Below are 23,333 nucleotides of genomic sequence, written 5' to 3' on the forward strand. Positions count from 1 at the left end.
GGACGGCCGATAACGGCGGCGTATGGCCGATCCCTCCACCGGTTCGCCGTCGCTCGATTGGTTGACGCTGGACGACGACGAGGAACTCCTGTGGTCGAGCCGTCCTCACCGGAGTAGCGTCGTCCCCGCACTCGTCGTCGGGATTCCGCTTTCCTTCGTCCTCATCGGCATCCCCATCGTCCTCGGGGCGTATCTCACCTATCAGAACACCCACTACGTCGTCACCGACGCCGGCCTCTACAAGAAGACCGGCATCCTCTCTCGGGACGTACAGAAGATCGGCTTCGACAAGGTCCAGAACACCTCCTACAGCCAGTCGGCCGTCGGCGGCTACTTCGGCTACGGCAACGTCGACGTCTCGACGGCCGGCGGCAGCGGCGTCGAGATGCGCTTCCGGTCGGTCCCGAACCCCGCGGACGTCCAGCAGCGCATCAACAAGCGCGTCAAATCGAAGGAACCGGCGACCGACGACAAAAGCGAGGTCCTCGAAGACGTGCTGACGGAACTCCGGGCCATCCGCGCCGAACTCGAAGAGCGATGACCGACGCGTGGCTGACGCCCGAACCCGGCGAAACCGTCGAGTGGGAGGCCAGTCCACGGCTGATGCGCGCCCTCCCGGCATTCCTTATCAGCCTCGCGCTCGTCGTCGGGGCCGTCGGCGGTGCCGTCGTGGTCGACCGTCTCGCGGTCGCCGGTCTGTTCGTGGCACCGCTTCCCGGAGCGTACGCCTACCTCCGGGTCGTCAACACCCGGTTCGTGCTCACGAACCGCGCTCTGTATCGGAAGACCGGCATTCTCGGGGTCGACGTACGGACCGTCGAACTCGACCGCGTCCAGAACAGCAAATCCTCACAGGGCATTCTCGGAACCGCCTTCGGCTACGGGAGCGTCACCGTCGACGTCGCCGGCGGTTCCGACCTCCGGTATTTCGACATCTACGACCCCGACGAGGTCCGTGCGGATATCGAACGCCTCGCTGGCGGCAGCAACGAGATCCCGGGCACCATCGAGCAGTGGCGCGAGGTCCGCGAGGAACTGCGGGCGATTCGCCGCCTGATCGATGGTCAGCCGAAATAGGCGTCGTAGTCGACGGACACGTCCGTCTCGATGTTCGGAAACATCTCGTCGAGTACGGACGCGACGTCCGCGACCGGCGAGGGGTCCGACCGCGCGAACGCGTCGTCGGTCGCCCACGCGAAGGCGACGTCCCAGTCCGAACCGACGAGGAAGACCGCCCGTTTCGGCGGCCCGTAGTGGCCTTCCCACTCCTCGTGGCGGACGCCGTAGTAGTCGGCCGCGCTCCCGCCGTCGCCGAGCAGGGCCATCGGCAGGTCGTACTGGTCGGCGTAGGACGACGCCGCGTAGATGCTATCCATCGAGATACCCCACACCCGGAGGCCGTCGGCGTCGTGCCACCCGGCGTCCCGAATCGCCGCCAGTTCCGCGGTCGCCGTCGGCAGAAACGTCGCCGGGAAGAACCACAGCAGCACGGCGTCGCCGGCCTCGATAGCCCGAAAGAGTTCGTAGACGTCCGGTTCACCCCGCTCGATGCCCGGGAGCGCGAAATCCGGGGCTTTCTGACCCTGCTGAATCATACGCGAAGGTCGTCCGGGACGGCCTTGGCGCTGCCGGTCGTGGCGTCGTGAGGTGTGGTATCATGAAAGCAAGAAGACGTAAATACGGCGGCCGACTCCCTACGAGGGAGTATGTACACCACCGTCATCGACGCTGGGGCGTCGCTCGTCGCCCAGTACGGGGTTTTCGCCCTGCTGGTCGTCTTCGCCCTGGAGGGTGCGCTCGTGGGGAAGGTCATTCCCACGCGCACGCTGTTCGTCGCCGCGGTGCTGGCTATCGGCACCACGACGGCCGGGATGCTGTCGGTGGCTGCCGCCGCCGTCGCCGGCGCGACGGCCGGACAGGTAGTCCTCTTCGCGCTCGTCCGCCACACCGACGTGGCATCCGACCGGTTCGCAGGCGAGGCCACGGACGAGTCGAGTCGCGTCGCCCGCTGGTTCGACCGCTGGGGACTGTCGGCTGTCGCCCTATCGAACACCCTGCCGGTCGCTCGCGGGACGCTTACCGTTCCGGCGGCGATGACCGACGAGAACGCAGTCCGGTTTTCGGCCTCCTCGATGGTCGGCTCGTCGATCTACGCCTGTGGCCTGCTGGCGGTCGGTGGCGGTATCGAACTGCTGTTGACCATCGCGTAGCCATCGACCGCTCCCTGCGGTTCACTGAACGTTATTTATAAACCAGACGTGGGCGCCGTTGCCGATGTTGCTCACGCGGAGTTGCTGTTTGATTCGGGTACCGTCGGCACGCACGGCGGTCGCCTCGCCGCTCCAAGACGTCTGGTGGTCCAGTTGCGGCAGAACCTCCTCCTCGAAGCGCCTGATTTCGCCCTTCGGGTAGAGGCGGTGCCAGGATTTGCCGATGAGGTCCTCCGGCTGGAGGCCGTAGGTCGCCGCATAGGAGGGGTTGACGAACATGTATCGACCGTCGGTGTCGATGATTCCCACCGACTGTTTGCCGTTGTAGAGCGCCGTAAATGCCTGCATGAGGCGGCTCTCGGCCCGATAGCCTTCGACCGCGTTGATGATGCGGTTGAGCAGCACCCGGTACTGGTCGCTCCCGCGTTTCTTCTGGAGGTAATCGGTCACGTCGTGGGAGATGGCTTCGCTGGCGACTTCCTCGCTCCCCTTGCCGGTAAAGAGGATGAAGGGCACCCGCGGGTCCGCTCGCCGGACGCGTTTCAGGAACTCGATGCCGTTCATCTCGGGCATATCGTAGTCACTGACGATACAGTCGACGTCCTCGTCATCGAAGACCTCCAGTCCCTCGGCCGCGGATCCGGCGGAGATGACGGACACACGGTCGTCCTCGGATTCGAGGAACTCGGCCGCCAGTGCGCCGAAATCCGGGTCGTCCTCGACGTGGAGCAGCCGGATGGTATCCGGAACGAGGGACGGAAGCAGGTCCTGAACGGCACCCATCTCAGGTGTTTCGTCCTGACCTCACAGCAAGAAACTATCGCCTAATTCACTCGGCGAACCGCGGTCGGCCGGTCAGAGAACGGTGCCGTGTTTCTTCGAGGGCCGGTCCTTCTCGACGTCCTCGTAGAAGCGGAACCGCGTGGCCAACTCCTCTCGCAGGCTGGACGGCGGGATGATTTCGTCGATGACGACTTCGCTGGCCATCCGCCGGACGTCGATGTCCTCGCGGTACTCCTCGCGGAGTTCTCGTTCCTTCTCCTTGCGCTCTTCCTCGTCGTCGATTTCGGCGAGTTTGCGGGCATAAACGGCGTTGATGGCCGCCTCGGGGCCCATAATCCCGATTTCGCCGGAGGGGAGCGCGATGGTCGATTCGGGGTCGTAGGCCGGCCCGGACATGGCGTAGATACCGGCGCCGTAGGCCTTCCGGACGACGACGCTCTGTTTCGGCACCGTCGCCTCGCTGGTGGCGTAAATCATCTTTTTGCCCTTTTCGAGGATGCCCTCCTTTTCGACCTGTGAGCCGGCCATGAAACCGGGCGTGTCACAGAGATACAGCAGCGGGATATTGTAGGCGTCACACTTCCAGACGAACTGGGCGGCCTTCTCGGCGGCATCGGGGAAGATGGCACCCGCGCGTTCGGCCGGCTGGTTGGCGACGATGCCGACCGGACTGCCGTCGAGATGGGCAAAGCCCGTCAGGATTTCGGGGCCGTAGTCGGGCTGGAGTTCGAAGAAGGAATCCCGGTCGACGACGCGGTCGATGACGTCGTGCATGTCGTAGCCCTTGTTCGGTTCCTGCGGGATGACCGAGTCGATGCCGTTGGGCTGGTATTTCGGCGGCTTCGAGGCGACCTCGGGTGGGTCCTCGTCGCTGTTGTTCGGGAGGTACTGAACGAGTTGGGCGACCAACTCGCGGGCGTGTTCCTCGTCGCGAGCGATAAGGTCGGCACTGCCGGATTCGGTGGTGTGGACCTTCGGACCGCCCAGCGTATCGAGGTCGATGTCCTCGCCGGTGACCATCTTCACCATCCGCGGCGAGGCGATGGCCATCGAGGACATCCCCTCGACCATGACGGTGAAGTCGGCGAAGACGGGCGTGTAGGCGGCCCCGGCGATACACGGCCCATAGAGGACACAGATCTGCGGGACGCGACCCGAAAGCCGCGAGTGGTTGTAGTAGTACTTCCCGATGCCCTCGCGGTTGGCGAAGAAGCCGGTCTGCTGGTCGATGCGGCCGCCCGAGGAGTCCATCAGATACAGCACCGGCTTGCCCGTCTTGAGGGCGCGCTGCTGCATCCGGAGGAACTTCTCGACGCCCTTGGCGGCCATACTGCCGCGTTTGACCGTGTAGTCGTTGGCCATGAAGTGGACGTCCCGGCCCTCGAACTCCGCGCCGCCGGTGATGAGGCCGTCCGCCGGCAGTTGGTCGTCGGCGTCGAACTCCGCGAACTTGCCGTCCTCGAAGAGGAAGCCGTCGTTGAACCACAAATCGATGCGGTCCCGGACGAAGCGTTTGCCCTGCTCGGGCAGTTGTTCCTTGTACTTCTCGGGGCCGCCCGCTTCGATTGCCTCGATCTGCTCGAGGAGTTCCTCCTCGCGTTCGGTCGGGCCGAGGTCGTCCTCGATTGGCGACTGGTCGGCCTCGCTGGTCGCGGCCGGTTCGTCGGCGTCGCCGATGTAAACCTCCACGTCGGCCTCGGCGTGGGTCGCCATGGCTTGGGCGATGGCCTCGGCCTCCTCGACGCTGGCCTCTCCCGCGATGCGGACTCTCATACACCTATCGTCCAGCGTCGCCACTAAACCGTTTTCCATCACCAGAAACGAACATCGTGTTCTGTGTTTATCAGTTCGTTTAGGGCCGCCTAAACATCGACAACCTCTTTAGGGTAGCCTAAATCTAACCGGATAGGATGAGTCAGGACATCTGTGTCGTCGTCCCCACGATACGGGAGTACGACTGCATGCGGGCGTATTTCGACAACGCTCGGCAACACGATTTCGACCTCTCGCGACTGCACGTCGTCCTCGTCACCGAGGACTTCTGTGAGACCGACGCGATGCGTGAGATGCTCGACGAGGAAGGCGTCTCCGGCGAGGTTTTCGACGGAACGCGCCGTCAGGAATGGTACGACGAGCAGGGCATCTCGGAGTACAGCCACCTCGTACCGGCCGCCAGCCACGCCGAGACGAGTTTCGGTCTGCTGTACATGTGGGCCAACCCGCAGTTCGAGTACGGCTTCTTCATCGACGACGACACCCTGCCGCACGACGAGGACGACTTCTTCGGCCAGCACCTCCGCAACCTCGCCTTCGACGGCGAAATCGAGTCGGTCTCCTCCGACGAGAACTGGGTCAACGTCCTCTACCAGAACCACGACGACCACGGCCTCTATCCGCGCGGATATCCCTACTCCGCGATGCACGAGTCCGTCGAAACCGAGACGACCCACGTCGACAGCGTCGTCGCCTCGCAGGGCCTCTGGACCAACGTCCCGGACCTCGACGCCGTCCGCATCCTCATGGACGGCGACCTGCAGGGGCAGGCCCAGACCCGCACCACGCGCGAGGACTTCACCAACGACTTCGTCGCCGCCGACGGCGACTACCTCACCGTCTGCTCGATGAACCTCGCCTTCGAGCGGGAGGTCATCCCCGCCTTCTATCAGTTGCCGATGGACGACAACCAGTGGGACGTCGGCCGCTTCGACGACATCTGGAGCGGCGTCTTCCTCAAGCGGGCCTGCGACGTTCTCGGCAAGCAGATTTACAACGGCTTCCCGCTGTGTGAGCACAACAAGGCGCCGCGGTCGACGTTCGACGACCTCCACAACGAGGTCGCCGGCCTCGAACTCAACGAACACGTCTGGGAACTCATCGACGGCGTCGGCTCCGATTCCGATTCCTACGCCGGCGTCTTCGAGGCGATGGGCCAGCGACTGGCCGACGGCGACTTCGAGGAGTACCAGAACGGCGCGTTCTTCAACCACGTCGGCGAGTACATGCTCGATTGGCTGGACTGTCTCGACCAACTGGAATCGGCACGCGTCCCCGCCGCGGCGGACGACTGAAACGACGCTTACAAACACGCCACAATCGACCCACACAACAATGACTGAACGACCATATTTCAACGACGCACAGAGTCGCCGTCGGTTCCTCGTGACCGCCGGGACGGCCGGTGCGGTCGGCCTCGCCGGCTGTTCCGACGTCCTCCCCGGCGGCAATGGCAACGGCAACGGTGAGGACCCGCCCGTCGGCCAGATCGGTTCCGGCCGCGAGGGCCGTTCGCCCGGCGGCGTCTCCATGGAGGAGATGCCCGACCTCGAAGGCGAACTGACCGTCTACTCCGGCCGCGGGGAGTTCCTCGTCGGCGAGCTCGTCGAGTACATCGAGAGCCTCTACGACGACTTCACGCTCAACATCCGCTACGGCGGCTCGACCGACCTCGTCAACCAGATTATCAACGAGGGCGAGGGTACGCCCGCCGACGTCTTCTACTCTGTCAACTCCGGGTCCCTCGGCGCACTCGCTTCCGAGGGCCGTACCCAGCCCCTGCCCGACGAGGTGCTGGATTTCGTTCGCGAGGAGTTCCACACCGACGAGTGGGTCGGCACCTCCGGTCGCGCGCGGACGGTCCCCTTCAACACGAACGCACTCTCGGAAGGAGACCTCCCCGACGACATCATGGAATACCCCGACGTCGACGCCGACCTCGGGTGGGCGCCGTCCTACGGCTCCTGTCAGGCGTTCGTGACCGCGATGCGCCTCCTGGAGGGCGAGGAGGCCACCAAGCAGTGGCTCGAAGGCGTCCTCGATGCGGGCATCACGAGCTACCCCGACGAGTTCGTCGCCTGTCAGGCCATCGCCGACGGCGAAATCGACGCCGCGTTCACCAACCACTACTACATCCAGCGCGTCCTCGATGGCTCGCCGGACGCGCCCATCGCGACCTCCTTTACCGAGGGCGACGCCGGCGCGATGTTCAACGTCGCCGGCGCGGCCGTCACCGACGCCGCCTCCGACGCCGACCTCGCCTCGAACTTCGTCCGTCACCTCCTGTCCGGCGAGGCCCAGGACTACTTCGCCCGCACCACCTTCGAGTACCCGCTCATCCCGGGCGTCGAACCCATCGGCGACCTGCCGACCATCGACGAACTCGACGTGCCGGACCTCGACCTCACCCAGCTTTCGGACCTCGAACCGACCATCGACCTGATGCGCGAGGCCGGCGTCAACATCTGACGTGATGGACGCGGGTCGGGACAGGCTGGAAACCCTCGTTCGCGGCGCGGGCGCCCGCGAACGACTCCTCGCCGCCGCCATCGCCGTAGCCGCCGGTCTCTTCACGTTCCTCATCGCCGCGACGATTTTCAAGTATCACTCCATCAACCACGACGAGGGCGTCTACCTCCAGCAGGCCTCGATGATTCTGGCGGGGCAACTCGAACTCCACGCCGGCGAACTCGCCGACGCTTTCCACCCCTGGTTCTTCATCGAGGACGGGGGCCGTCTCTACCCGAAATATCAGCCCTATCCTGCCGTCCTCTTTGCCGCGGCTATCGGTCTGTTCGGCGAACCGCGGGTCGCACTGGCAGCCGTCGCGGCCGCCAACGTCGCCCTCGTCTATCTGCTGGCAAGCGAGGCCCTGGACCGACGGGTCGGCGTCGTCGCCGCCGCCGTCTTCGCCGCCGCGCCGCTTTCGGTCGTCACCACCTCCGTCTTCCTGCCCTACGCCCCGACGACGATGCTCAATCTGACCTTCGCAGTCCTGTATTTACGGGGCGTTCGAAGGGGCCACCTCCCGAGCGCTCTCGGCGCCGGCCTCGCTATCGGACTGGCCTTCTTCGGCCGGCCATACACCGCCGTCCTCTTCGCGACGCCGTTCATCCTCCATGCGCTGGTCGCTGTCGTCGGCTCGCTCCGCGCCGACGGATTGCAGCCGTTTCCCGACGCGCTCCGTCGGAACCTGCTCACGGCGGCCGGCGGCCTCTCGGGCGTGGCGCTGACGCTTGCGTATAACGTTCGGATAACGGGCGCTCCCTTCCGGTTTCCCTACGCCGTCTTCGCTCCGGAGGACGGCCCCGGTTTCGGCCACCGGCAGATTCTCGGCCACTCGCTGGAGTACACCCCCGAACTGGCCGTCGAGACCAACGCCTACGTCCTCTGGTATTTCGTCACCCGATGGTTCACGCTGGGGTCGGTCGGCACTGTCTGTGCGCTCGCCGGCGTCGCCCTCGTCGCGTACCGACTCCGGAGTGCGGCCGATTCGGTCGTCCCCGATATCGAATCGCCCGCCGCGTGGACGCTCGGCGGCGTCCTGCTTTCCGTGCCGCTCGGCAACATCGCCTTCTGGGGCAACTACAATATCCTCGGGGACATGACGGACCCGACGGACGGATTCATCTCGCAGTTCGGGCCGTTCTATCACTTCGATCTGCTCGTCCCGCTCTCGGTTTTCGCGGCCGTCGCCCTCGTCGCAGGGTATCGCTTCGCGAGACGCCGACTGGCCGCCGGCTACTCGCCCGAGAAGGCCCGCGTCGCCCTCGCTATTGCCCTCGTCCTCACGCTTCCGGTGGTCGGCGTCGCCAACGCCGGCCTCGTCAACGAACCGCTGGAACGACACGCCGCCTACACCGACAAGTACGAGGCGGCCTACGAACCCTTCGAGAACGAATCGTTCGACAACGCCCTGGTGTTCGTCCCGACACCGTACGGCGAGTGGCAGAACCACCCCTTCCAGTCGCTCCGCAACGACCCCGGCTTCGACGGCCCCGTCGTCTACGCGCTGAACCGCGACCCCGGCGAGGACTTCGCGGTGCTGGACGCCTACCCCGACCGGAGCCACTACCGCTACACCTATCGCGGCGAGTGGACGCCCAGCACCGAAGGCCACGTCACGCCGAAACTCGAACCGCTCGACGTCCGCGAGGGCGAACGACTGGCCGCGAGTACGACCGTCGGTATCCCCGACCGCGTCGACCGGGCGCAGGTCCGTCTGACGGTCGATGACCGCTACCAGACCTACACCGTCGAGGACCCCGGCGACAGCCAGACCGTCGACTGGGAACTGGCCGGCGACGGCGTTCGTCTCCGGGACACCGACCGGGAGCCGTTGGCCGTCGACGGCCCCGAGGAAGTCGCTCTGACGGTCACGCTCGTCGCCCCCGGCGGGTCGACGTTTACCTACCGCCAGGAGGCGCTGGTGCGGGCCGACGGCGAGCAGGTCGACGTCGTCTGGCCGCCCGACCGGAGCGTCTGTCCGCTGGTCACCGACTGCGGTCGCGAAGGGACCTATCTCCCGAACCAACCCGATGAACACAGCGAGTGGGTCGTCTTCGAGACGCGACTGGAGGAAGGGGCGGCCTGACGCCGGGGCTTACGGCGGGTTCCAGCGCAGATAGACCATCAGCGCGATGATGGCCAACTGGAAGAACCCCTGGACGCCGCTGAGTTTCGCGTTCCGCATCCCGAGGCGACTGATGCGCTCCTTGTCAGGGTCCGACGACAGCAATTCCCGATAAACCAGCACCTCGTTCGGCAGGAGGAAGCCGAAGCCCTGCACCGTCAGGATGAACATCACCGCGAGGATGGCCAGTATTATCGTCGACGTGCTCGGCATCGTCATGCCCGCCGCCGCGAGTTCGCTGGCGAAATAGGCGCCGTTGCCGATTACGACGAGCGCGAAGAACGCCTGCCAACGGCGGTCGCCGAAGGCGTCGAAGACCTTGCCCAGAAGCAGCGTCGCGACGCCGAAGGTGACCAGCGTGAACAGGCCGATCCACGGCCCGGAGTTCGGGAAGACGCCGATTCGGACCGCGAGCGTGATGCCGGCGAAAATCGTCACCATCGCCAGCGTCGGCAGCAGAAACGACATCTTCGGCGTGAACTTCTCGAACCAGTCCGCCCGGGCCGAGAGCCCAAGCGACCCCAATACAGGGCCCATCACCATCGCCATGAACAGGTCGATGCCCGTCCACAGCACCCCCGCCATCACGTGGACGTAGATGTGTGTCTCCACCGAACCGACCGTCGCCGCCAGCAGGAAGGCCGCGAGCGGAATCCCGACCGCCCCCGCGGCGAAGGCCGGGTTGGCTCGCTCCGCCATCCCCCGAATCGTGTTTCGAACCGTCATACGGGTTCGTCGTCTGGCGGTTGGAACTTATAATGTCGTGTGGGCCCGTGTTTTGCGGCGAGCCCTCCTCGGAAAAGGGGCCGTGACGAACGCCGTTACCGGAACCGCTCTTCGAGGCCGACCTTGATGATGGATTTCGCGATTTCGGCGCCGCCCTGCAGCGGGTCGAGTTTGGTCTCACCGAGGCGCTCGGCGTACTCGATGGGGTGCTCGCGCACGTCGTAGCCGCGAGCGAGCGGGCGCATCAGCAGTTCGGCCGACAGCCCCGTGTTCTCGGTCCACTCGATGTCCTGAACGACCTCGCGCCGGTAGGCACGCATCCCGGTCGTCGTGTCGTGGACGCGCTCGCCGAGCAGGACGCTCGCGATGGCGGCGAAGGCGTGGTTGCCGAAGCGGTTGAACGCGGGCATCGCGTCGGCGCCGTGGTAGAGTCGGTCGCCGCTGACGACGTCGTAGCCCTCGTTGATGTACTCGAGGAACTCCGGCAGTTGCTCCATCGGGTAGGTGTCGTCGCAGTCGGTGGTGACGACGATGGAGCGGTCCGGCGTCAGAACCGCCTCCCGGACGGCGACGCCGTAGCCCTGCGGTTCCTGTCGGATGACCGTCGCGCCGTGTTCCTCGGCGATTTCGGGCGTCCGGTCCGACGAGCCGTCGACACAGACGACTTCGGCCTTGCCGTCGGTGACCTCGTCGATGTCGTTCAGGACCGTCTCGATGGCCTCCTCCTCGTTGTAGGTGCCCATGACGACCGCGAGATCGTCGAAGGTGAATTCGTCGCTATCGGCGTCAGCGTCGGCGTCGGTTCCGGTGCCGTTTTTCGTCGCGTCTCCGCTCTGGGTCTGACTCATTGATTCGTCTTTTCTACCACATACACTTGAGTTTTTAGGTTCGCCTAAACCAGCAGTCAGAGCGACGCTTCGATGCTGTCGGCGGCTTTCAGCGCGAGCGCGGCGATGGTCAGCGTCGGGTTCATCGCGCCGCCGGTCGGGAAGACTGACGAGGATGCAATCCAGCAGTTCTCGAGGTCGTGGGTCCGGAGGGTCGAGTCGACGACGCCCTCGGAGGGGTCCGCACTCATTCGGGTCGTTCCCATGTGGTGGTAGGCCGGGCCGGTGCTTTCGGGGCCGGCGGTCCACTGGATATCGGCGCCGAGAGTCTCCAGAATCTCGTGTTGGATGTCGTTGACGCGCTCGATGGTCCGAAGGGCGCGGTCGCCGACGTTCCAGTGGACGTCCGGCACCGGATTGCCGAGGTCGTCGGTGCGCTCGGGGTCGAGACCGACGTAACTGTCCTCGCGGGGGAGTTGTTCGACCAGGCCGCCGAGGGCGACGTGGTTGCCGTAACTCCCCTTGAGCCGGTCGAGTTGCTCGTCGCCCCAGTCGTCACCGGACAGCGCCATCTCGACCGGCGAAGGGCCGGCGTAGTTGAAGAACTCCAGTTTGAACGGCGCGAACTCCGCGTCGGCGTCGTCGTAGAACTGGTGGCTCTCGCTGGTCAGGAAGCCGACGTGGTTCTGTCGGGTCTGCTCGTCGAGGACGCCGCCGGCGCCCGCAAAGAGGTGGTCCATGAAGTACCGGCCGACGAGGCCACTGGAGTTGGCGAGGCCGTCGGGGTAGTGTTCGGACTCCGAGAGAAGGAGCAGGCGCGGAATCTCGACGCCACCTGCGGCGAGAACGAAGGCATCGGCTTCCTGTCGGTGTTCGGTGCCGTCCGGCGTGACGTAGACCGCCGATTCGATGCGGTCGGGGCCGTGTTCCAGTTCAGTCACGCGCGCCCGGTCAATGACCGCCGCGCCCTTCTCCTCGGCTGATTCGGCGTGGACCGTCCCGTCGTACTTCGCGCCGGAGGGACAGACCGGCTGGCAGGTCCCGTAGCCGACGCATTCGCTGCGGCCGTCGTAGGACTCGGAGTTGCGGGCGTTCGGTACCGGATGCATCGCGATGCCGAGTTCGTCGCAGGCCTCGGCGAACAGCGAGTCGCTGTAGGAGGGCGGAAACGCGCCCATCGGATGCGGTTCCTCCCGTGGCGGCCCGAAGGGGATATCCGCGCCCGAGACGCCGAGTTCGTCCTCGGCGTCCGCATAGTACGGCCGCAAGTCCGCGTAGTCGATGGGCCAGTCGGGACCGACACCCCGCTCGCTGCCGGAGTTGAAATCAGCCTCGTGAAGCCGCATAACCATCCCCTGCCAGTGGAGCGTCGACCCGCCGATTCCCTTCACGCGTGCGTGGTTGAGGGGGTAGAACCACTCGCCGGTGGCCGAATAGGCGTCGCGTTCGGGGTCGCCGTCCCAGACATCGGGGCGGCCGTAGTACGGTCGAATCGCACGCTCCTGCCGGCGGCGGCGGTCTTCGGGGTCGAACCGCGGGCCGGCATCGAGAACGACGACCCGATAGCCGGCACCCGCGAGCCGGTCCGCGACAAGCGACCCCGCGGGGCCGCCGCCGACGATGCAGACGTCCGCGTCCGAAACGGGTGTGCGGTCGTTCATCGCTGCGGCCCCCGCTGGTAACTGTCGGTGCCGCCGGGGTGGCCCTGCGGGTTCTCGATGCCGACCAGTTTCCCGCCTTTCGGCGACGAATACAGCGCCAACAGGAGTTCGTTGACGACGTAATACCGCACCCGTTCGGCGGTCGTCCCGTCGGGGACCTCCTCGGCGGTGTCGGCACCGATTTCTCTGAGCAGGCTATCGCGCGTCTCGGCCGACAGGGAAACGAAGCGGTCGTCGTACCACGAGCGGGCGTGGTCGTCCAGTTCCGTGACGGCGGTTCGCACGCCCTCCGCGTGCTCGGAGTCGTCGAGACGGCCGTCCAGAAACCGCCGGACGAACGGTTCGATGCCGTCGACCTCCGAGGGATAGACGACTTCGGCCGCCGCGACGAGCGTCGCGCGGACGTCCTCGTCGTCGGAAGCGTCGTCTTCGCTGTCTCCCTGAGAGAGGTGGTAACCGCCGGCCGCAGCGCCGCCAGCACCGAGTGCCGCAAGCGCCGCGACCGCGTCCCGCCGGGTCAGCTCCATATCGTTCTTAGGTAAACCTAAAACCTTATACTCGGCGGACTGCGATTCACGGGATAACGATGGTGAGTAGCCGTGAGTAACCCACTTTCGAGACGAGTCAGCGGCGGTGAGATATCGTTCGGCCTCGCGGTCCTCGCCGGTGCCGTAGCCGCGTGTGTCGTCCTCCCGCTGACGTGGCTGTTCCTCGAGGCCGCGACCATCGACCCCGAACGCGCGTGGTCGTTGCTCTTCCGGCAGGCAACCCTCGATATCGTCCTCAACAGCCTGCTTTTGATGGGACTCGTCACCGGCTTTTCCATCCTGCTGGGCGTTCCACTGGCCTATCTCACCACTCGGACCGACCTCCCGTTCCGGCGGTTCTGGTCGGTCGCCGTCGCCCTGCCGCTCGTCGTGCCGAGCTATCTGGGCGCCTTCGCCTTCGTGTCGGCGTTCGGCCCCCGGGGGGAGTTTCACGACCTGCTCGCGCCGCTCGGAATTCAGCGACTCCCCGAAATCTACGGCTTCCCGGGCGCGACGCTCGTCATCACGCTGTATACGTTCCCCTACGTCTACCTGACGACCCGCGGGGCACTGCTGTCGTTCGACACTCGACTGGTCGACGCCGCGCGCACGCTCAACCACGACCGCTGGCGGGCGTTCAAACGGGTGACTCTGCCGCATCTCCGGCCCGCTATCGCTGCGGGCGGCCTGCTGTCGGCGCTGTATGCGGTCTCTGATTTCGGGACGCCGGCAATCATGCGCCTGCCGGTCTTCACCCGGCAGATATACGTCGAGTACAGGTCCTTCGGTCAGGGGTACGCGGCGCTGCTTTCCCTGCAACTGCTCGTTATCGTCCTTGCGGTGCTCGCCCTCGAACGATGGGTTCGGCCCGGCGAGGACGTCCACGGCTCAGGCACCAGCCGCGCCGAGGAACCGCCGGTCCGACTCGGCAAATGGCGCTGGCCCGCGATGGCGCTGCCCGCCAGCATCGTCTTTCTCGCACTCGTCGTTCCGCTGTGGATTTTCGGCCGGTGGCTCGTCACAGCAGGTCGGAGCCACCCCTCGATGGGGTTCCAGTGGAGCTACGCGTTCAACTCCGTCGGCATCGCCGCCGCCGCAGCGTTCGTGGCCGTACTGGCGTCCCTCCCTGTCGCCTACTACGCCGCACGGAGCGATTCTCTACTATCGACCCTGTTCGAGCGCGCCACCTACGTCGGCTTCGCGGTGCCCGGCATCGTCCTCGCACTCACGCTGGTCTACTTCGGCACCAGATTGGTGCCGTGGTTCTACCAGACGCTCCCGCTGCTCGTGTTTGCCTACGTTATTCGGTTCATGCCGCAGTCGGTCGGTTCCATCCGCACCTCGACCCTCCAGACGGACCCCACGCTCTTCGAGGCCGCACAGACGCTCGGGGAATCCTCGTTCGGGGCCTTCCGCCGCGTCACGCTGCCCCTTATCGCACCCGGAATCGTCGCCGGCGCCGCGCTCGTTTTCCTGACGACCATGAAGGAACTGCCCATTACCATCATGCTCCGACCAGGCGGCTTCGAGACACTCGTTACCCAAATCTGGCAAGCGCGGAATAGCGTCAACCTCGAGTACGTCGCCGTCCCTGCACTCATACTCATCGTCGTCTCGGGGCTGTCGCTGGTCGTCTTGCTCTCTCAGGAAGGCAACGAATACTGAAACCGGCGACCGACGCCCCGACTACAGCGCGTCTTCCAGCCGGTCGATGTACTCGTCGTTGCCGACGAAAAGCGGCGTCCGCTCGTGAAGCCGTTCGGGGTCACAGTCCAGCAGCGACCGGTCGCCGTTCGAGGAGGCCCCACCGGCCGACTCGACGACGTAGGCGATGGGATGGCCTTCGAAGAGAAGTCGGAGCTTCCCTTCGGAGCGGTCCTGCAGGCCGGGATAGCCGAAAATCCCGCCGTAGGTGAGCACCTGATTCACGTCGCCAATCATTGCCCCGCCGTATCGGAGTTTGAGTTCCTGTTCGACCGACTCGACGTAGGCCGCGAAGTCGTCGGTCCAGTTCGGCACGCGGCCGCCGAAGCCGTAGACCGTCGGGTCGTCGGGCAGCGTCAGGTCCTCGGTAACGACCTCTCGCTCGCCGTCGTCGGTGATGACCTCCTCGGTCACCTCGCCGTCGCGCGCGACGACCATCGTCGTAATCGGGCCGTACAGCACGAACCCGGAGGCGACGAGGTTCCGACCCGCGGTTGGCAGAGGTTCGTCGTAGACGCCGAAGAGCGTCCCCATCGTGTTGTTCGATTTCAGGTTCGAGGAGCCATCGAGGGGGTCAGCGGCGACGTGGAGGTCACCCTCGCCTCGCGGCTGTTCGCCGCTCGTCGATTCCGAGGCGCGTTGCGCCTCGCTCTCCGCGACATCGTCGCGTTCCTCGCTGGCGTAGCTACCGACCGCATCGAGGTCGAGCAGGCGCTCTTCGAGCAGTTCGTCGGCGTAGACGTCCGCCGCGAGTTGCTGCTCGCCGGAGGGGTTCTCGCCGCTCTCGTAGACGCGTCGGCCCGCCAGCCCACCGCGGACGTCCGGCGCGGTCGAGGCGACGACGTCCAGTATCGCGTCGATGGCGTCCGACATCTATTCGGCCGCTTCCAGTGCTTCGTCGACGCTGGTCTCCTCGAAGATGACCTTCTCGAGGGCATCGAGGATGCGCGTCGGGTCCTCGCGCTGCCAGACGTTCCGGCCGACCGCGAGGCCCTTCCCACCGGCGTCGATGGTCTGTTTGACCGATTCGAGGAACTCGCGGTCGGTCGTCTTCGAGCCGCCGGACATGACGACCTTCGTCTTACCGGCCATCCGGACGGCGTCCTCCATCGCTTCGCGGGAGCCGGGATGCTTGACCTTCGCCACGTCGGCGCCGAGTTCGAGGGCGAGGCGCGCGGCGTAGGAGATGGTCGAGGGCTTGGTGTCGTTCTTGAGACCCTGCCCGCGCGGGTAGGACCACATGACCGTCGGCAGGCCGTGGTCGCGCGCGGCCTCCTGTACGTCGCGGAACTCCTCGGCCATCTCGACCTCGTTGTTCGACCCGCCGTAGAGGGTGAAGCCGACCGACGAGGCGCCGACGTCCGCGGCGTAGTCGACGGTGCAGTTGACCGCCGAATCCGGCTCGCCCATCCAGAGGTTCGACGTGCCGTTGAGTTTCATCAGCAGGTCGACGTCGTCCTCGTAGCTCGGATAGTAGGCCTCAGCGATGCCCTTCTGGACCGCGATGGAGGTGACGGCGTCGTGGGTCGCCGCCTCGAAGGTCCGTTCGGGGTCGGCACTCTCCGGGACGCCTCGGAAGTCGACCGGGCCGTGTTCGAGCCCGTGGTCGTAGGCAAGGATGAGTATCTTGCCGTCGCGACAGAGCGGCGTATCGTCGATGGGAATCATACGGGCGAATCTCCGGTGAGATGGACAAAGAAGATTCTGGTATGGGGGACTCACCGTAGGGAGAGTCCCCGGATAAGTGAGCGGCGAACGAAGTGAGCCGCGAACAGGGTGGTCCGAGCGAAGCGAGGACCACCGAATAAGCGAACGGCGAGGAGCGGAGCGACGAGCACAACGAACCGTGAACAGCCAGCCGTACCGATCATCCATCGAATGCTCCATCTCGGCAATCTTTACCATTCAGCCACGCACAGGCCGAGATATGTACGACCTCGAAGATATCGAAACGGTCGGCGTCGTCGGTGCGGGCACCATGGGCAGCGGCATCGCACAGGTGGCCGCCACCGCAGGCTACGACGTCGTGATACGCGATATCGAGGCCGAATTCGTCGAGGAGGGCCTCGACACTGTCGACTCAAGCCTCTCGAAGTTCGTCGACAAGGACGAACTGACCGCCGAGGAGGCAGAGGCGGCCCGCGGGCGTATCGAGGGCACTACGGACCTCGTGGACCTCTCCGACTGTGACCTCGTCGTCGAGGCGGCCGTCGAGAAGATGGATATCAAGCAGGACATCTTCGCGGACCTCGATGAGGTGACCGACGGCGACGCAGTGTTGGCGACTAACACCTCGACGCTGTCGATTACGACCATCGCCGCGGCGACCGAGCGGCCCGAAGCCGTGGTCGGCATCCACTTCATGAATCCCGTCCAGTTGATGGAAGGCGTCGAAATCGTCGTCGGCGAGAAGACCACCGACGAAGTCGTCGAGTTGGCTCACGGCTTCTCTGAGGCGCTCGGCAAGACGACCTGGGAATCCGACGACAAACCCGGCTTCGTCTCGAATCGGATTCTGATGCCGTGGATAAACGAGGGCGTTCGCGCCTTCGACGAGGGCGTTGCGACGAAGGAGGACATCGACCGCGGGATGAAACTCGGGACGAACGTGCCGATGGGGCCGCTGGAGTTGGCCGACCACATCGGCCTCGATATCTGTCTGGACGCAACCCAGACGCTCCACGAGGAGTTGGGCGACCGCTACAAGCCGGCGTACCTGCTCAAGCGGAAGGTCGAAGCCGGCGACCTCGGGAAAAAGACGGGCGAAGGCTTCTACGAATACGACTAACTCGACTGGATTTCCGACGGTATGGCCCGCTGGTTCGTGAGAAACGGGTCGTACCCGCAGAGAAAGGAAACGTAAAGTGCGGAGCGTCGAACGCACAGGTATGGACTTCAGCCTCACGGCCGAACAGAAGCAAATCAAGGAGATGGTCGCCGACTTCGTCGACGAGGAAGTCGTCCCCGTCGCCGACGACATCGACAAGGACGACGAGTTCCCGTGGGACCTCGTCGAGGAACTGGCCGACCTCGATCTGATGGGCATGCCGTTCCCCGAGGAGTACGGCGGTGCCGGCCTCGATTATCACGCCTATCCCGCCGCCCTCGAAGAAATCGCTCGCGGTTCCGGCGGCCTCGGGACCATCGTCGCCGCCCACATCTCGCTGGCCGGCAACATGGTCTACGAGTTCGGCAACGAAGAACAGAAGCAGGAATACCTCACCCCGCTCGCACAGGGCGAGGACATCGGCGCCTTCGCACTCTCGGAACCCGGCGCCGGCAGCGACGTGCCTGCCATGGAGACGACCGCCGAGAAGGAGGGCGACGAGTACGTCATCAACGGCGGCAAACTCTGGATTTCCAACGGTTCGGTCGCCGACACCGTCACGGTGTTCGCCAAGACCGACCCCGACGCCGGCAACAAGGGTATCTCCTCCTTTATCGTCCGTCCCGAGGAGGACGACGGCTTCATCGTCGAGGGCACCGAGGACAAACTCGGCGACAAGGGCTGTCCGACCGCCGAACTCCGCTTCGATAACCTCACCATCTCAGAATCCCGCCGTCTCGGCGAGGAGGGCCGCGGCTTCGTCCACGCGCTGAAGACGCTCAACGGCGGTCGAATTACCATCGCCGCCCGCTCCATCGGTATCGCACAGGCCTCACTCGATGCCGCCCTCGAGTACAGCCAGGACCGCGAACAGTTCGACCAGCCGATTTCGGACTTCCAGGCCATCCAGCACAAACTCGCCGACATGGACACCAAGACGCGTGCGGCCCGCCTGCTCATGCACTCCGCTGCTGACAAGAAAATCGCCGGCGACTACTTCGCCAAGGAGGCCGCACAGGCCAAACTCTACGCCTCGGAGGTCTCCCGTGAAGTCGCCAACGAGGGCATCCAGATTCACGGCGGCTACGGCTACACCAAGGACTTCCCGGCCGAACGGTTCTACCGCGACGCCAAACTCAACGAGATTTACGAGGGTACGAGCGAAGTCCTCCGGAACACCATCGCCAACGAATTATTGAATTAGTCGATTCGCTCTTCCATCCATTCGAACTGCGCCTCGACCGATTCGGCGCCCGCGTCGGTCAGCGAATAGACGTCTTCCAGCCCCTCGACGTGTTTTTCGACGTAGCCGTTCTTTTCCAGCGAATCCAGCGCGCCGTAGAACCGGTCGGGCTTGACCCGCCGGTCGTAGCGCGCTTCGAGGTCCGATTTCAGCGACTGGGCGCGACGCTCCTCGCCGTACAGCAGCACGCAGATATCGCGGCGCAGGCCGCTCGTGAGCCACTCCATACCCCCGATTCGGTGGCGGCCTCAAAAAGCCCATCCGTCGGCCGCGACCGGTAGTTTCGCATACGCCGCCGTCCTATTCGCGGGTATGTCAACCGCCGAGGCCGACGGAATCTCCGCACGCTATCGGGAGACCGACGAGGAACGCCTGCTCGAATTCGAGGCCGACGGCCGCACCGCCGCCATCGCACAGAACATCGAAGGCTACGCCATGCTCAAAGTGCGGCCCAGCGCCGACGGCGACGAACTCAAACGCTACTACGGCTTCGACATGGCGCTGGACCACGCCGCAGAACTGCTGGCGGTGCCCGTTCACGACCTGCCGATTCCCGACGAGGCCGAAGATATGGGGATGTAAACCCACTTTTTGCACGGCGGGCCTGCGGCCCGCCGGCAAAAACATGGGGAAAATATGCGCGAGAGCCTCCAGCCGCGCCCTTCGGGCGCGTTAGTCGGCTCTCGCTACGGCGACTCGGCCCTTCGGGTCTCGTCGCCGCGAACCGCCTCGGGGGCCTTCTTCGAAGGCCCCGCTCGGCGGATGCTTGGTGACAGGTATCGATATCCGATTTATAAGACCGCTTGCCGCGTTCGGTACTCGGTTAAGTCCGACTGACAGAATGAGAGTATGGCAACCGTACGTATCGCAGGGACGGGGCTGACCCCGTTCGGCGAACACTCGGGGCGAACCGGCCGGGACCTCTTCGCCGAGGCCGGCCTCACGGCGCTCAACGACGCCGACGTCGACCCCGATGCCGTCGAACACCTGTTCTACGGGAACTTCATGGGCGAGTTGGCAGAACACCAGGGCCATCAGGGGCCGCTGATGGCCGAAGCCGTCGGCGTACAGGCACCGGCGACACGGCTGGAAGCGGCGTGTGCCTCCAGCGGCGTCGCGGTCCGCGAGGGCGTCAAAACCATCCGCAGTGGCGAGGCCGACGTCGTACTGGTCGGCGGCGCCGAACGGATGACCGACATGGGGACCTCAGGAGCGACCGACGGACTCTCGATTGCCGCCGACGACCTCTTCGAAATCAAGGCCGGGATGACCTTCCCCGGCGCCTACGCGCTGATGGCCTCGGCGTACATGCGCGACAACGACGCCGACGCCGATGACCTCGGCCACATCGCGGTCAAGAACCACGACAACGCCCTCGAAAACGACAAGGCCCACTTCCAGTCGGCGATTACGCTGGAGGACGCTATCGAGGCCCCGCGCGTGGCGACCCCGCTCGGCCTCTACGACGCCTGTCCCATCTCCGATGGCGCGGCGGCCGTCGTGCTGACCAGCGAGAAATTCGCCGCCGAACACGACCTCGACGCCCCGGTATCGGTGACCGGGTCGGGACAGGGTGGCGACAACCTCGCACTGCAGGAACGGGACACCCTCTGGAAGACACCGGCCGCCGAGGTGGCCGCCGAGGAGGCCTACGCCGAGGCCGGCATCGACGCCGACGACGTCGACTGCGCCGAGGTCCACGACTGCTTTACCATCGCCGAGGTGCTCGCGACCGAATCCCTCGGCTTCTTCGAGCCCGGCGAAGGACTCGAAGCCGCCAAAAACGGCGAAACGACTCGCGACGGTTCGCTGCCGGTCAACCTCTCGGGCGGCCTGAAGGCCAAGGGCCATCCCGTCGGCGCGACGGGCGCCGCACAAATCGCGGAACTCACCGAACTGCTGGCGGGCCATCACGCCCGGTCGGATTCGGTTCCCGGCGCGAGCGTTGGCGTTGCGCACAACGCCGGTGGAACGGTCGCGACGGCGACGGTACACGTCCTCGAACACGAGGAGGTCGAATCATGACGATCGAGATGCGCCACGACGGCTACGACGACCTGCTGGACGCCATCAAGGAGGGTGACGGCTACTATCTGGCCTGCCCGAACGGCCACGGCACCGTGCCACCGCGGCGAATCTGCCCGGACTGCGGGAGTCGCGAACTGACCGAAGCGTCGCTGCCGGAAACGGGCGACATCGTCGCCGCGACGACCATCTCCGTCTCCGGGCCGCAGTTCGAGGAGGACACCCCGTACGTGACGGCCATCGCCGAGTTCGACGAGGTGCGCCTGACGGGACTCGTCCGCGGAGCGGACGCCGAACCGACGCCCGGAGCGACTGTACGTGTCACCGTCGGTGAAACGGCGACCGAAAACGACAGAGCGCTCGTCTTCCGACTCGACTGACCGATTCGGTCGGAACCATTATCCCAATCTACCACGGGTTTATATCATGGCGCGCCCCACCCGCGTTCTCATCGTCGATGACGACCCCTCCCTCGCCGATTTGATGGCGAGTCAGTTGCGGGACCTTCGCGATGAGTTCTCCATCCGGGTCGAAACCGACCCCAACGACGCGCTCGACGCCGTCGACGAGGAGGACATCGACTGCGTGCTGAGCGACTACCACATGCCCGAGATGAACGGCCTGGAGTTGCTCCGATACGTCCGGCAGATGGACCCGAACATCCCGTTTATTCTCTTTACCGCCCGTGGCAGCGAGGAAATCGCCAGCAACGCTGTTTCGGAGGGCGTCACCGACTACTTCCGGAAACGCCGGGGCGAAGAACAGTGGCGCGTCCTCGCCAACCGCATCGAGAACGTCGCCGCCCGCTACCGCGCCGAAAAGGCCGCCCACCGCCGCGAGAACGCGCTTCGAGAACTCACCCGAACGGTCATCGACAGCGTCTCGACGCCCGTCGACGAACTGCTCGAACTCGGCCGGGAGACGCTCGAACTCGAATACGCTGCCTTCCTCCGCATCGACGACGGCGAAAGCGAACTCCTCGTCGAGAGCGTCGCCGACGGGACCGACATCGCGACCGGTCACGGTGTCCCGCTCTCCGAGGCCCTCGCCGACGTCGACTTCGATGACGGCGGCGTAACCGCAGTTACCGCGGAGGAATCCGCAGAGACGGACGCCCCCAATGGATTCCGAACCTACGTCGGCGCCCCGGTCTACGTCGGGGACCGCCGCTACGGCACGATGTGTTTCTGTGACCGCGAGTCGCCCATCGAGTTCACCGCCTGGGAGCGCGCCTTCGTCGAGTTGCTCGCCAACCTGCTCGGCCACGAACTCACGGACGAGTGGGCCCGCGACCAGAGCGAGGCGGTCCGCTCGGCCAAGAGTCGCCTCGACCACGCCCGCGAGGCGCTCGACGAGGGCGACGAAGCGACGGCCCGCGCCGAACTGGACGCCATCGAGGAACTGCTCGAACGCGACCCGCCGGCGTCGATTCCCGTCTCCGTCGAACTCTCCTAGAACAGTTCGTCGACGAACGCCTCGGGGTGTTCTGCGTGCGGCAACAGGTCCGCGTTATCGAAGACGACTAGCCGCGCGTCGGCTTCCTTCGCGAGTTCTCGACCCTCCGACAGCGGCGGGAGGTCGGCCTCGCGACCCCAGACGATGGTCGTCGGAACGTCGGCCTCCCGAAGCGCCGCCGCGACGTCGACGTCGGAATCGAGGAAACCACTGATGAACGAGGCCGGCGCAAAGCGGGCGCCATGCTGATGGGCGGTCAGCCAGTCGTATTCGACCCATTCCTCGGATACCCGCCCGTCGAAGGCGTGGTCGGCGAGGAAATACCGAATCGCCGGCTTGGAGACGAGGAGGTTGTAGAGCCCCTCGCCGGCGACCGGTAGTCGGAACAGCGAGCGGAGCCACGCCCGGCGACCGGGAATGGTCGACGCCGTCGGGCAGACGAAGACGAACGACTCGACGTCAAGGTCATCGGCCGCATCCGCGACGTAGGCTGCCGTAAGTGACGAGGCCACCACCGTCGGTTCGTAGGTCAGTTCGTCGGTGAAATCCCGGATAAACGTGGCATAGAGACCGTCCGAATACAGCAAGGGCGGTCGGTCGGAGTGGCCGAATCCGGGTAGGTCAGGTGCCAGCACGTGATACTCCTCGGCCAGCGCGTCGACGATGTATCGGAACTCGTGGCTCGATGCCGCCGCATTGATGCCGTGCAGGAGAAGCAGGTCGGGGTCCGTCGGGTCGCCCGCCTCCGTGTACGCGATGTCGAAGCCCCGCCAGCGATAGGTCGACAGGTCATGGCCGAGCGGCGGCGGCAGGTCGCTCTCGTCGCGACTCAGGAGTCGATTGCCGGCGACAGTCGCGCCGATGCCGACAGCGGTCCCACCCAGCAGTCGCTTCAGGTTCATATCGGCACAAGGGAGAGCGCGCGCTTAGAAATACCGC

Annotated in this window: 24 protein-coding genes; 13 read left to right on the forward strand and 11 right to left on the reverse strand. The window is 65.4% G+C overall.

What is annotated here, in order from left to right; genetic code table 11:
• The first annotated feature begins 22 nt into the window (after window positions 1–22).
• Window positions 23–541, forward strand: a complete 519-nt coding sequence (locus HWV23_RS04945) for a PH domain-containing protein (protein WP_178289316.1) — start codon at window positions 23–25, stop codon at window positions 539–541.
• Entirely contained in the window at window positions 538–1,077 is a 540-nt protein-coding gene (locus tag HWV23_RS04950) for a PH domain-containing protein (protein ID WP_178289317.1), read from the forward strand. The genes HWV23_RS04945 and HWV23_RS04950 overlap by 4 nt, the downstream gene beginning before the upstream one ends.
• Here HWV23_RS04950 and HWV23_RS04955 read toward each other — a convergent pair.
• Window positions 1,065–1,595 carry a redoxin domain-containing protein gene (locus HWV23_RS04955; protein WP_178289318.1) on the reverse strand — a complete coding sequence of 177 codons (531 nt, stop codon included), beginning with the start codon at window positions 1,593–1,595 and terminating at the stop codon, window positions 1,065–1,067. The two genes, HWV23_RS04950 and HWV23_RS04955, sit on opposite strands and share 13 nt — an antisense overlap.
• Before the next feature lie 111 nt (window positions 1,596–1,706).
• Between HWV23_RS04955 and HWV23_RS04960 the strand changes: the two genes are divergently transcribed.
• Window positions 1,707–2,210: a DedA family protein gene (locus HWV23_RS04960; RefSeq protein WP_178289319.1), complete on the forward strand. Its 504-nt coding sequence runs from the start codon at window positions 1,707–1,709 to the stop codon at window positions 2,208–2,210.
• A 21-nt stretch (window positions 2,211–2,231) separates the two neighbouring features.
• Here the strand turns inward: HWV23_RS04960 and HWV23_RS04965 are convergent, their stop codons facing one another.
• The gene (locus tag HWV23_RS04965) at window positions 2,232–2,993 is read right to left on the reverse strand and encodes a response regulator (protein WP_178289320.1); all 762 of its coding nucleotides are present in this window, start codon (window positions 2,991–2,993) and stop codon (window positions 2,232–2,234) included.
• A 72-nt stretch (window positions 2,994–3,065) separates the two neighbouring features.
• On the reverse strand, window positions 3,066–4,766 hold the full coding sequence (locus tag HWV23_RS04970; protein WP_178289321.1) for an acyl-CoA carboxylase subunit beta: 1,701 nt from the start codon (window positions 4,764–4,766) through the stop codon (window positions 3,066–3,068).
• Window positions 4,767–4,903: 137 nt separating this feature from the next.
• Here HWV23_RS04970 and HWV23_RS04975 point away from each other — a divergent pair, with 137 nt between their 5' ends.
• The 3 genes from HWV23_RS04975 to HWV23_RS04985 are packed head-to-tail and all read left to right on the forward strand — an operon-like array spanning window position 4,904 to window position 9,360.
• Window positions 4,904–6,061 carry an alpha-1 4-glucan-protein synthase gene (locus HWV23_RS04975; RefSeq protein ID WP_178289322.1) on the forward strand — a complete coding sequence of 386 codons (1,158 nt, stop codon included), beginning with the start codon at window positions 4,904–4,906 and terminating at the stop codon, window positions 6,059–6,061.
• Window positions 6,062–6,101: 40 nt separating this feature from the next.
• Window positions 6,102–7,235: an extracellular solute-binding protein gene (locus HWV23_RS04980; protein WP_178289323.1), complete on the forward strand. Its 1,134-nt coding sequence runs from the start codon at window positions 6,102–6,104 to the stop codon at window positions 7,233–7,235.
• A 4-nt stretch (window positions 7,236–7,239) separates the two neighbouring features.
• Window positions 7,240–9,360 (forward strand): DUF7846 domain-containing protein, encoded by a 2,121-nt coding sequence (locus HWV23_RS04985; protein WP_178289324.1) that lies wholly within the window; start codon window positions 7,240–7,242, stop codon window positions 9,358–9,360.
• A 9-nt stretch (window positions 9,361–9,369) separates the two neighbouring features.
• On the opposite strand, the gene HWV23_RS04990 is transcribed toward HWV23_RS04985, so the two are convergent.
• The 4 genes from HWV23_RS04990 to HWV23_RS05005 all read right to left on the reverse strand — a co-directional run bounded on the left by HWV23_RS04990 (window position 9,370) and on the right by HWV23_RS05005 (window position 13,140).
• Complete coding sequence (locus tag HWV23_RS04990) at window positions 9,370–10,098, reverse strand: hypothetical protein (RefSeq protein ID WP_178291604.1); 729 nt, start codon at window positions 10,096–10,098, stop codon at window positions 9,370–9,372.
• A gap of 122 nt (window positions 10,099–10,220) precedes the next feature.
• Window positions 10,221–10,868 (reverse strand): dolichyl-phosphate hexose transferase, encoded by a 648-nt coding sequence (locus HWV23_RS04995; RefSeq protein ID WP_246282746.1) that lies wholly within the window; start codon window positions 10,866–10,868, stop codon window positions 10,221–10,223.
• A gap of 161 nt (window positions 10,869–11,029) precedes the next feature.
• Complete coding sequence (locus HWV23_RS05000; RefSeq protein WP_178289326.1) at window positions 11,030–12,613, reverse strand: GMC family oxidoreductase; 1,584 nt, start codon at window positions 12,611–12,613, stop codon at window positions 11,030–11,032.
• The gene (locus tag HWV23_RS05005) at window positions 12,610–13,140 is read right to left on the reverse strand and encodes a gluconate 2-dehydrogenase subunit 3 family protein (protein WP_178289327.1); all 531 of its coding nucleotides are present in this window, start codon (window positions 13,138–13,140) and stop codon (window positions 12,610–12,612) included. The genes HWV23_RS05000 and HWV23_RS05005 overlap by 4 nt, the downstream gene beginning before the upstream one ends.
• A gap of 72 nt (window positions 13,141–13,212) precedes the next feature.
• Here HWV23_RS05005 and HWV23_RS05010 point away from each other — a divergent pair, with 72 nt between their 5' ends.
• A complete protein-coding gene (locus HWV23_RS05010) occupies window positions 13,213–14,805 on the forward strand; it encodes an ABC transporter permease (RefSeq protein WP_178289328.1) in 1,593 nt (530 codons plus the stop codon).
• Window positions 14,806–14,826: 21 nt separating this feature from the next.
• Here HWV23_RS05010 and HWV23_RS05015 read toward each other — a convergent pair whose 3' ends face one another.
• Both HWV23_RS05015 and HWV23_RS05020 read right to left on the reverse strand, forming a co-directional pair.
• Complete coding sequence (locus HWV23_RS05015) at window positions 14,827–15,717, reverse strand: class 1 fructose-bisphosphatase (protein ID WP_178289329.1); 891 nt, start codon at window positions 15,715–15,717, stop codon at window positions 14,827–14,829.
• Complete coding sequence (locus HWV23_RS05020; RefSeq protein WP_178289330.1) at window positions 15,718–16,512, reverse strand: class I fructose-bisphosphate aldolase; 795 nt, start codon at window positions 16,510–16,512, stop codon at window positions 15,718–15,720.
• Between the two features lie 259 nt (window positions 16,513–16,771).
• Here HWV23_RS05020 and HWV23_RS05025 point away from each other — a divergent pair, with 259 nt between their 5' ends.
• Window positions 16,772–17,632, forward strand: a complete 861-nt coding sequence (locus HWV23_RS05025; protein WP_178289331.1) for a 3-hydroxyacyl-CoA dehydrogenase family protein — start codon at window positions 16,772–16,774, stop codon at window positions 17,630–17,632.
• A 100-nt stretch (window positions 17,633–17,732) separates the two neighbouring features.
• Window positions 17,733–18,875, forward strand: a complete 1,143-nt coding sequence (locus tag HWV23_RS05030) for an acyl-CoA dehydrogenase (RefSeq protein ID WP_178289332.1) — start codon at window positions 17,733–17,735, stop codon at window positions 18,873–18,875.
• Here the strand turns inward: HWV23_RS05030 and HWV23_RS05035 are convergent.
• Window positions 18,872–19,141 carry a PadR family transcriptional regulator gene (locus tag HWV23_RS05035; protein WP_178289333.1) on the reverse strand — a complete coding sequence of 90 codons (270 nt, stop codon included), beginning with the start codon at window positions 19,139–19,141 and terminating at the stop codon, window positions 18,872–18,874. The genes HWV23_RS05030 and HWV23_RS05035 overlap by 4 nt on opposite strands.
• Window positions 19,142–19,226: 85 nt before the next feature.
• On the opposite strand from HWV23_RS05035, the gene HWV23_RS05040 reads away from it, so the two are divergent.
• From HWV23_RS05040 to HWV23_RS05055, 4 genes are all read left to right on the forward strand, one after another.
• Window positions 19,227–19,496, forward strand: coding sequence for a DUF7111 family protein (locus tag HWV23_RS05040; protein WP_178289334.1), 270 nt, complete (start codon window positions 19,227–19,229; stop codon window positions 19,494–19,496).
• Window positions 19,497–19,763: 267 nt separating this feature from the next.
• Window positions 19,764–20,939 (forward strand): thiolase domain-containing protein, encoded by a 1,176-nt coding sequence (locus tag HWV23_RS05045; protein WP_178289335.1) that lies wholly within the window; start codon window positions 19,764–19,766, stop codon window positions 20,937–20,939.
• Window positions 20,936–21,319, forward strand: a complete 384-nt coding sequence (locus HWV23_RS05050; RefSeq protein WP_211693322.1) for a Zn-ribbon domain-containing OB-fold protein — start codon at window positions 20,936–20,938, stop codon at window positions 21,317–21,319. The genes HWV23_RS05045 and HWV23_RS05050 overlap by 4 nt, the downstream gene beginning before the upstream one ends.
• Before the next feature lie 46 nt (window positions 21,320–21,365).
• On the forward strand, window positions 21,366–22,394 hold the full coding sequence (locus HWV23_RS05055) for a response regulator (RefSeq protein WP_178289336.1): 1,029 nt from the start codon (window positions 21,366–21,368) through the stop codon (window positions 22,392–22,394).
• On the opposite strand, the gene HWV23_RS05060 is transcribed toward HWV23_RS05055, so the two are convergent.
• Window positions 22,391–23,296 carry an alpha/beta fold hydrolase gene (locus tag HWV23_RS05060; protein WP_178289337.1) on the reverse strand — a complete coding sequence of 302 codons (906 nt, stop codon included), beginning with the start codon at window positions 23,294–23,296 and terminating at the stop codon, window positions 22,391–22,393. The genes HWV23_RS05055 and HWV23_RS05060 overlap by 4 nt on opposite strands.
• Window positions 23,297–23,333: the final 37 nt, after the last annotated feature.

The sequence above is a fragment of the Natronomonas halophila genome, assembly GCF_013391085.1.
In the GTDB taxonomy this organism is placed as follows: Archaea; Halobacteriota; Halobacteria; order Halobacteriales; family Haloarculaceae; genus Natronomonas; species Natronomonas halophila.